We start from the raw sequence: 798 nt of genomic DNA, 5'->3' as shown, positions 1-798 counted from the left end.
AGCACCTCCCGCAGGGCACCTACGTGGTCTTCGGCAACTTCGCCTCCACGTGGCAGCCGTCCGCCGGTGCCGCCTCCTCGACGCGATCGTCCGGCGCGCAGGTCTGGGCACTCGCCGAGGGCGTGCTGAACCAGGTCCCCGCTCAGTACCAGGGCGCGATCCGCGCGCAGTGGGTCGACATCGCGGCTGACGGCACGTTCCAGGCGACCATCACCCTGAAGGATGCGGCGGCGACGCCTGGCTCCTACGGTGTCTACACGTACGCGGCCGGTGGGGTGGTCAACGCCGATCAGGAGCGCAGCGTCGCCCTGAACTACACCGAGGCTCCGGCCGTCTCCGCGGTCGTGAAGTCAGCGACCGCGAAGGACGGCCTGACCGTCACGGCATCCGGCTCGAAGCTGGGAGCGATCACCGGCGCGTACGTCGCGCTGATCGAGAAGGGCACCGAGGCGAACGTCACCGGCAGCAGCGGCTTCCTGGCCATGCAGTGGGTGCGTCCGATCTCGGGCGGGGTCTTCACGATCGACCTGACCACTGCCGCTGACACCCTCGACCGCGCGAAGTCGTACGAGGTCATCGTGTGGAAGCAGCACTCGAACCCCGATGCGAGCACCATCTCCGCGCGTTCGACCATCGCCATCTCCGACGCGCAGTGGGAGATTCTGCGGCCGGCCCCTGTATCCGCCGCGATCGAGGTGTTCCTGGCCGATGGCACGACTCCGGCTGCCGGGGTGCCGCTCAAGGCGGGCGACAGGGTCGTGGTGAAGGGATCCGGCTACGACCCGACGGCGAACCTCG

1 pseudogene is annotated in these 798 nt (G+C 69.0%); it reads left to right on the top strand.

Features of this window, described 5'->3' with window-relative positions:
- Positions 1-798: pseudogene (locus DSP71_RS07305) on the top strand (hypothetical protein); the annotation flags it as partial.

The organism is Microbacterium sp. H6 (assembly GCF_003314775.1).
Classification (GTDB): domain Bacteria; phylum Actinomycetota; class Actinomycetes; order Actinomycetales; family Microbacteriaceae; genus Microbacterium; species Microbacterium oxydans.
This window is presented reverse-complemented; position numbering and strand designations above follow the sequence as displayed.